This is a genomic window from Rhizobacter sp. P1_G5, assembly GCF_056405435.1.
Genome location: NZ_JBFUCB010000239.1, coordinates 1 through 8,420, shown reverse-complemented (window position 1 = coordinate 8,420; position 8,420 = coordinate 1). Strand labels below are relative to the sequence as shown.

The 8,420-nt window shown below is 63.2% G+C and carries 6 protein-coding genes and 1 pseudogene; 5 read left to right on the top strand and 2 right to left on the bottom strand.

Translation table 11 applies throughout. The features are described 5' to 3' along the window. Positions 1-140: 140 nt before the first annotated feature. Both AC1D12_RS17235 and AC1D12_RS17230 read right to left on the bottom strand, forming a co-directional pair. A complete protein-coding gene (locus AC1D12_RS17235) occupies positions 141-2,171 on the bottom strand; it encodes a hypothetical protein (protein ID WP_477841762.1) in 2,031 nt (676 codons plus the stop codon). A gap of 620 nt (positions 2,172-2,791) precedes the next feature. Beyond that, entirely contained in the window at positions 2,792-2,983 is a 192-nt protein-coding gene (locus AC1D12_RS17230; RefSeq protein WP_477841761.1) for a hypothetical protein, read from the bottom strand. Positions 2,984-3,351: 368 nt separating this feature from the next. Between AC1D12_RS17230 and AC1D12_RS17225 the strand changes: the two genes are divergently transcribed. From AC1D12_RS17225 to AC1D12_RS17205, 5 genes and pseudogenes are all read left to right on the top strand, one after another. Further along, positions 3,352-5,103 carry a gluzincin family metallopeptidase gene (locus AC1D12_RS17225; protein WP_477841759.1) on the top strand — a complete coding sequence of 584 codons (1,752 nt, stop codon included), beginning with the start codon at positions 3,352-3,354 and terminating at the stop codon, positions 5,101-5,103. Next, complete coding sequence (locus AC1D12_RS17220; protein ID WP_477841757.1) at positions 5,103-6,389, top strand: MBL fold metallo-hydrolase; 1,287 nt, start codon at positions 5,103-5,105, stop codon at positions 6,387-6,389. The genes AC1D12_RS17225 and AC1D12_RS17220 overlap by 1 nt, the downstream gene beginning before the upstream one ends. Positions 6,390-6,506: 117 nt before the next feature. After that, positions 6,507-6,704: pseudogene (locus tag AC1D12_RS17215) on the top strand (DEAD/DEAH box helicase family protein); the annotation flags it as partial. A gap of 458 nt (positions 6,705-7,162) precedes the next feature. Continuing rightward, positions 7,163-7,615, top strand: coding sequence for a beta/alpha barrel domain-containing protein (locus AC1D12_RS17210; RefSeq protein WP_477841755.1), 453 nt, complete (start codon positions 7,163-7,165; stop codon positions 7,613-7,615). Beyond that, on the top strand, positions 7,612-8,420 hold an 809-nt coding region (locus AC1D12_RS17205; RefSeq protein WP_477841753.1), incomplete at its 3' end, for an HNH endonuclease family protein. The genes AC1D12_RS17210 and AC1D12_RS17205, both read left to right, overlap by 4 nt.

Here is an 8,420-nt window from a genome sequence, read left to right as displayed (position 1 = left end):
CACGACGATCTGGCTGCGCACTGTACACAGCGCAGTGGTTTCGTGAGGCCCTGCCTGCGCGACGTTGGGCGCCGTGGCCAGCGCGAGCAAGCCCAGCAGGAGCGTGTCATGTCGGAGCGATGTGCAGCGTCGCATGACGCTCACTTTGTCCCGGCCTCAGCGGCCTGCGCATCGCTGGCTGCCTTGGCGACCGACTTCGCAGCCGCCGCGGCGCCGTCCGCCGCCGTCTGCGCGGCGACGGCCGCCGCGGTCGCGCTCTTGGCGGCGGTTGCGAGATCGACGCGCTGGGGTGGCAAAGGATCACCGACCACCACCGACAGGTTTTGCGTCACCACGCCCTTCGAGTCGGAAACCACCAGCTTGAGCGTCTGCTTCGGCATGTCCTTGCCGAGATCGATCTTGGCGACGTAGTGCGAGGTGCCCTGCTGCGCAAGGAAGTTGAATGTCGCGCCGCTCTTCGGGTCGGGGGACCCTTGCATTACCGCCAGCGGTGCACCGGAAGCACGCTGCGTCACGATGAACGACACCGTGTCGCCCGGATGGGCGCGGATGACGTCATTCGGCGCGACTCGCAGGACTGCCAGCTCGACACACTCAGGGGTTAGCGCGACAGCGCGCGTCTTGGCCCGAAACGCGAGTACTTCGTGCACCACCGGTCGTCGCGCGGCATACAGGTTCTCGGTTTCCTTGGCCAGGTGCGTGATGCAGCCGCCACTCTTGGGCTGCTCCGCACAGCGCAGATGGCGCTCTTCCGACTGCGCCTTTAGCTTGTCGAGCCGGGCGTTCCAGTCAGACTGATCTTTGGCACGCTGCTGTTCGTCCTTTTTCTTCTGCGCATCGGCTTCGTTCGTCGTCGCCTGCTTGATGAGGCCATCCAGTTGTTCACGCAGCTTGGAGAGCTCCTGCGTGGTGACCGGGGGCGCCGCCTTGGCGACGGGTTTGGGTGTTGCGAGCTTCTTGACTTCCTTGGACTTGGTTGGCTGTGACGCGGAGCCCGTCGAGGCGGCAGGCGCCGGTGGATCACTGGCACGGGGCGTGGAAGGCGTGGCAGGAACAGAAGGAACATATGGCGTGCTCGCGGCCGACGTCTGGGCTGCGGTCTGCGCTACCTGCTGCGCCGCGAGTGACTGGCGCGTGCTGGCTGTACTGGCCTGTGCGGCCAAGTAGGCGATTGCAACGCTGCCGGCGACGTTGACCATCACACCGGGCGCCGGGGGGCCATCTTGCAGAAGAAGGGCCGAAACGTCCTCGCTCGGCGAGGTGGTCAGGTCCACCTGATCCGCTGCGGTGGACCCGCCGATGTTCAATACGGAGCCGGTAATGTCCTGCGCATTCTTCAACAGATCGGTTACCCCGGACAGGTCGGCCTGTTTGGCCTGGGCCTGCTCATTCACCGCTGCGACCACGATGGCAGCACGTCCGCGGATCTCGCGCCCAGCGCTCTCGTAGGTGCGTAGCAGGAGGCGTCCGTCGTTCACCGCGTTGCGCGCGTACAGCAGCGCGCGTTGTGTCGACGCGATCTGCCTGGAGATGGTGCTCTTCGGATTCTTCAGCTCATCCCGGACCTCGAGCATCGCAGAGGCTCGCCCTCGGACCTCGGCGAGCTCGACGTTGACGTACTGGATCTTCGCTTCGAGGCGATCCAGCGCGATCCGGAACCGATCGAGTTCTCCGGGCGGGGACGCCGAAAAAGGCAAGGGCACGCCTTTGTCAGATGCCGCAGGTTGCGCGTACGGCGCAACGAGACTGCCCGGCGTCGCCGTCGGCCATGCGAATGGCGCAACCTTCGCGCGATCGCTCGCCTCGGTCACGAGGAGCGGTGCTGCCTGCAGCATGAGGCATGTCATCGCCCGGTAGCCCTCGGCAAAGATCGCTTCCTGGCCGGGATTGACCAGGAACTGACGCAGGGCGTATACGCTCGCGGCCGCAGCGCCTAGTCGGGTGCCTCGGCGTACATCGGCTGTTGTCGGCCCGTCGCCATCGGTGGGCTTGAGTCCGTTGTAGACCGCCCAGCCGCTCAATCCGATGAGCAATGCGCCCGTCACGTTGCGGAAGCCGGCTGCCGAATTGAGGTTGTGGTAGTACTTGCCGCGGAACTGCTCAGCCCAAGCCATCGCCGCTTCGGCATCACCCGCGAGCTGCAGCCCCTCGATGGGCGGTGTCTCCAGCATCGGCGCGTGCTCATACGGACTAAAGATTCCGCAGCCGGCGATCGCCAATACAACAACACCCGAAACGACTCGCCTGAGTCGGTGAGAGGCTCTTTGAGACATGGGGTAGCCCTCCAGAGCGGGGCTATCGCCCCCATGAGAAGCTCTAGCCCACTTGTTCGGCGGCCAGACGCCGCAATCGGACATTGAATCAGCTCGGGCGCTTGCGTTCATCCTCGATATTGGGGGAACAAACGATCTGATCCGCACGGCTCATGACYGTGCCGGGAGCAATCGGCAGCGTTCTCTCGCGTGCTGGCAAGCTCCTTCCGTGTCCAGATAGCTGCTAGCGGTCAGGTCTGACACGGGGGCGACAGCAACCTGCCTGAAGCAGTCCTCCACAGCGGGTCGATCGCTTTGCAGCGATTGCCGCCACTCGCTTGCTCACGGCCCTGGCTGCTTCGGGGCCCATCTCCTTGTGCTCCTGCGAGATGCGGTCGGCCCAGACCTTCCCCAGCCATCCCGCAAGGCCGGCCAGGACGACCGCAGTACCGCCGGCGGAGGCAATCAAGACCCCTGCGAAATGTAGTAGATCCATGTGCACTCCGTTGAAGACTCAAGGTGAATCGAGCCGGTGCGAGTCAGGCACTAGAGCCAGCGAGTGACGCCTGGAACCTCAGGATGTCTAGGTACTTGTCGAGCAGGGCGAACGTGACCGGGACCGCCAGGTTGCGCAGGTCCCTCTCGTCGATCTTCAGATTGAGACGCAGCTTGGCCTTGACCTCCTCCCGAGGCGTCACCGCCAGAACGGCCACGATGCACCGGTTCAGCATCGTCCAGGTTCTCGACCGACTGGTTTCTCTCGGCCGCGTCTTTGAATCTAAGTGGTTTGCTCCCGCAGGCAGCGAGCGCCAATGCCGCTACCGCGCCGATCATCTTCTTTTGCATTCCACCCCTCGCCCGGAATCTCCGTGAGCGGAGACGTTACTCACCGCGCGCGGTGGGTTCATCCATCGATTTGATGAGATCCGGCAACGGCATACCGGTCGCGGCGACTCGCCGCCATGGACCGAGTCGACTCAGCGCGGCCGGCCTTCCTATGTCTTGTGGATGTGGAAATCTGCCTATCAAGCCTGTAATCATGACTTGCTCGTACTTGTCGGGCGACGCCGTCGCGCCATGGTGTCATCCTGGAGTCCTCATGCCTCCGACTACCAATACCCGTAAGCTCACGATCCTTGCGCAAGACCCTGCCGTAAAGTTGGGAGGCCGAATCGCATTCGCGCAGGTGGAGGTCCCGGCGGAGGTCCTGTCTTCAGGTCCGGTTGGGCATCGGGTCAAGGTCGTCGACTTCGATGCAAGTGCCAATGTTCTCTACGCGCCGCGCACCTTCGGTCCGACGCAGAAGGAGCAGGACTTGGATCCGTACGCTCCCGACGAGAGGATGACGATCGCGGCTCGCAAGCGATGGGAAGAGAAGACACTCGCGGATCCGCGCTTCCACGCTCAGCACTGCTACGCCGTCGTGATGCGGACGCTGGCTCGCTTCGAATTCGCGCTGGGGCGGCGCGTGGCATGGGGCTTCGAAGGGCACCAGCTTCACGTCGCACCACACGCGTTCTTCGAGGCAAATGCTTTCTATTCGGAACAGGACCGGGCGCTGATGTTCGGCTACTTCAAGTCCGCACGCAGAGACCGTCCCATCTTCACCTGTCTGTCGCACGACATCGTCGCGCACGAGGCCACGCACGCCATCCTCGACGGGCTCAGAGACGGTTTCACGTACCCGTCCACCCCCGACCAAGCGGCGTTCCACGAAGGGTTCTCGGACGTCGTGGCGCTGCTGTCGGTGTTCTCGCTCAAGGAGATCGTCATGTCGGGGCTCCTCGGGCGCGGCAAGGTCCCGCCCAAGGGCAAGTCGATTCGGCTGATAAAAGGGTCCTCGCTGACCCGGAGTGCGATCGAGGCCTCATTGCTGCTCGGGCTCGGCGAGCAGTTTGGTTCGGAGCTGGAAGGTGCGCGAGCGGATGCGCTGCGCCGCTCCATCAAGCTCAAGCCGCGACCCAACCTACTCGAGCTTCCCGAGTACCAGGAAGAGCACGACCGCGGCGAGGTATTCGCTGCGGCGATGATGCAGACCTTCCTGAAGATGTGGCTGAGCCGCATCGCAGGTCTCGGAACATTCAAGGGCGACCAGTACAACCTCGACATGGTCGCGGAGGAAGGTGCCAAGGCTGCCGACAACCTGCTGACGATGGCCATCCGCGGGCTCGACTACTGCCCCCCGGTGGACCTGYCGTTTGGAGATTTCCTCGCCGCCGTCCTGACCGCCGACGCCGAGACCGTACCCAACGACACGCGCTATGGCTATCGCGAACTGCTGCGAGAGACGTTTGCCGAGTACGGCGTTCTGGCGACAGGCGGAAAGATCGATCCTAAGACCGGCCAGTGGGCGTCTTTCACCGACCGTGAGCGAATCATCTATAGCCGAACCCACTTTGAGTCCATGCTGCATGACAAAGAGGAAGTCTTCCGCTTCGTCTGGGAGAACCGCGGCACGCTCGGGCTCGACGACCGCTGCTACACCCGCATCGAGTCCGTGCGATCCAGCGTTCGCCAGGCACCCGATGGCTTCTTCCTGAAGGAGACGATCTGCGAGTATGTGCAGGTGCTGAACCTATATGCTGCCGAGGTCAAGACCGTCCTGGGCATCGATCGACCCGATGGAATGCCGACGACGCAGCGCGTCACCGCCTATGGTGGCGGAACTCTCGTCTTCGACGAGTACGGACGCATCAAGTACCACATCAGCAGGTCGTTCGACGAGTCCGAGCGGCAGGGGGCGCGCCTTCAGTACCTGTGGGACAACGACCTCCTCGACCAGCCTAGGAGTGCGCGCCATCGGTTCGCAGACATGCACCGCCGCCGGCTGGGCGCCGAAGGGGACGCATGATGGCCCTCCTACCTGTCTCGGCGACGCTCTTCGCATATCAAGTCGGTTTCGGGGACTGTTTTCTCCTCCGCTTCGACTACTCGGACCAGAGCAAGCGCCACGTCTTGATCGATTTCGGAACCACGGGCCTACCCAAAAATGTCGCCGACAACCACCTGCTCCTGATCGCCAACGACATCAAGGCGCAGTGCGGCGGCAAGCTCGATGCGGTGGTCGCGACGCACCGGCACGCCGACCACATCAGCGGGTTTGCGACGAAGCCCAGCGGCGACGGCCCGGGTGACGTCATCCGTGCCCTGAAGCCGCGCGTCGTGCTGCAGCCGTGGACCGAGGACAAGAACCTAGCGGTCGACGCGAAGGGACCGGCAGCAAGAGCACTCGCTGGCAAGGCCGCAGCCACAAGAGCGCTCCGTGACATGCAGGACGTGGCGGCGCACGCCGTTGCAGCTCTCGATCGCAAGCCCAACTTCTTCAGCCGCCAGATCGGCGCGCAGTTGCGCTTCATCGGCGAGGACAACATCAAGAACAAGTCCGCAGTCGACAACCTGTCTTCGATGGGTCGAAACGTCTACGCCTATCACGAGAGTGACGCCGGGCTCGGCGCCATCCTGCCAGGCATCAAGGTGCATGTGCTCGGGCCCCCAACGCTCCGCCAGTCGGACGCAATCCGCAAGCAAAGGTCCGTGGACTCCGCCGAGTACTGGCATCTCCAAGGACGAAGAGCAGGCGATGTCGAGGCCCAGGTCGGAGACGGAAGCCCGGTATTCCCCGGTCACGTGATCGCCAAGGGCGGGAAGCTGCCCGCGCATGCACGGTGGATTGCCTACCGGATGAAGCAGGCTCACGGCGAGCAACTCCTGCAGATCGTGCGTGCGCTCGACAAGCAGATGAACAACACCAGCCTCATCCTGCTGTTCGAGACGAAGAACAAGAAACTGCTCTTCCCGGGCGACGCCCAGATCGAAAACTGGTCGGTTGCGCTGTCGAAGGACAAATACCTCAAGCTGCTGGCCGACGTCGACCTCTACAAGGTCGGGCACCACGGCAGCCTGAATGCGACGCCGAAGACGATGTGGAACGGCTTCACGAAGAAGGGCGCAGCGAACAAGCCGGGCCGCATGCAGAGCGTGCTGTCGACGCTGCCTCACAAGCACGGCAGCGAAGTGGCAGGGACTGAAGTGCCCAGGAACAAACTGGTCAAGGAGCTCAAAGGCCAGACGCACCTGCACGCAACGACCGCCCTTGGAGCCGGCGACCTGTATGTCCGCGTCGACATCACGCTCTGACGAAATGGTTGTGCCGCTCGGATCGGTGATCCTGTGCGCCCCATCGGTGGGGATGCGCCCGTTCGCGGAATCCGCTAGGTGCCAGAACGCGACAAGAAACGAGATGGGAACTGACGAATGTTCATCGACGTTCCAGGCGACATCAAGCTGTGGTCGCATCAGCGCCAGGCGCTCGAGTTCCTCGTCGCGCACCTACAAAGCCGGACTCATCCAGATCCGTGCCTGATTCGGATGCCGACCGGCACCGGTAAGACTGGTGTCATCGCTTGTGCGTCCCTGATCAGTTTGAGCGTGCGCACGTTGGTGCTCACGCCTTGGTCCAATCTCCGAGACCAGATGATCGAGGCGCTCAAGGAGGACTTCTGGCGCAGCATCGGCCGCAAGCCTCCAGCCGGCCATCGTCGAGATGGTGCCGTCGACCGCCAAGGAGGTACTCAAGAAGCCCGAGGTCAAGGTGACCTCGTCGTCAGGGGTGTGTACGTAGTCGTCCACCGTGGTGGCAATCTGCACCACCTTGAACGGCGTCAGGAAGCCATCGTTGATGCCCTGCTTGAGCGAGTAGCTGTACACCGGGTCGCTACCGCCCGCTTTACGCCCAGGGGCCACGGCCGAGAGGCATACTTCAGACAAGTGGGGTGATCGTCGACGGAGCAGGCCCATGATTTCAACGTGCTTCACCAGACTCTTCTGAATCCGTCACCCGATCATCCAGGCGGGCATGGGAGGCGTTGCGCGAGCTGAGCTCGCCGCTGCAGTGAGTACGGGGCCTCGGCATGCTGGGAATGATCCGCAGGCCACCAGTGTTCATTCGCGACCAGATCCGCAAGACTCGCGCGCTAACTGATCGCCCGTTCGGGGTCTCGTTGGTCCCGCCTGTTGCGCACGCACTAGACGGCTTCGAGACCCAGTTAGAAGTCTGCCTGCAGGAGCGGGTTCGGGTGATACACCTCTTCTTGTCCGATGCATCACCGTTCGTGAGCCTGTGCCACGCTGCCGGAATCGTCGTGATGCTTCAGGTCGGCACGGCCGAGGAGGCACGCCACGAAACCGCTGGATGCACCATTCAGCGGCGCATCCGCAATCGGATAGACGAAACACTTGCATCGCTGGAAAGCCTCGATTTGGCGAGTCTAGCGACGACCGCTGAGCGCCTCCACGCGCTCGCTGCGCGTTGCAACCGGCAGTCCCGGCGCTCACAATCCCATCCCAGGGGAGGTTGGGAATGATCCACGTCGACCGATCACGTGTCCCGATCCCGATGTCGCTCGCATCGGGAGGCCGTGCCGAAGAGGAGCGCGCACGCGCGCACGCATTCTTCAATCAGTACGATCGGCAGCGTCGTTTCGACTTTGCCGTCTTCAAGTCAAAGGACGTCTCGCAGGCGCTGCGCACACTCTTCCACGAAAAGTGCGCCTATTGCGAGACGCGCATCACGTCAGCAGCCCCACCGGACATTGAGATGTACCGCCCCAAGGGCGGCGTCGCGGAGAACCGCTCCCATCCCGGCTATTGGTGGCTCGCCAGCGACTGGAACAACCTGCTCATCTCTTGCATCGACTGCAACCGTCAGCGTGCTCACGAGAACGAGCAGCAGCGGGTTGTGAGCGGAAAAGCCAATCGCTTCCCGCTGGCGGATGAGGCGAATCGCGCGCTCGGCCCGGGCGACAACTTGGCCCTGGAGGCACCGATGCTCCTCAATCCGTGCATCGATGATCCGGAGATGCATCTTGTCTTCGACTGGTCAGGGACGGTCGCGAGCGATACCGTGCGGGGACAGACCACGATCGCCGTCCTCGGCCTGAATCGCAGCGGCCTCGTCCAGGCGCGCGCGCGCGCAGCGAAGGAGATCCGCTTCTCGCTCGACATGCTGCCGACACTCAAGGATGCCGTGGAGAGCCCCGAGTTGAGAGGCAGGCTCGAACGCGTCATGGTTCAGCTCCAAGGCATGACACAAGATGATGCCGAGTACGCCGGCATGAAGCGACAGTTGCTCCGTCCCGAACTCGGCATGCTGCAGGCCCAGGAAACTAC

Coding starts and splice junctions, on each gene's coding strand:
- AC1D12_RS17235 (WP_477841762.1), bottom strand. CDS start 2,171: ATGCTGGAGACACCGCCCATCGAGGGGCTGCAGCTCGCGGGTGATGCC.
- AC1D12_RS17230 (WP_477841761.1), bottom strand. CDS start 2,983: ATGCTGAACCGGTGCATCGTGGCCGTTCTGGCGGTGACGCCTCGGGAG.
- AC1D12_RS17220 (WP_477841757.1), top strand. CDS start 5,103: ATGGCCCTCCTACCTGTCTCGGCGACGCTCTTCGCATATCAAGTCGGT.
- AC1D12_RS17210 (WP_477841755.1), top strand. CDS start 7,163: ATGCTGGGAATGATCCGCAGGCCACCAGTGTTCATTCGCGACCAGATC.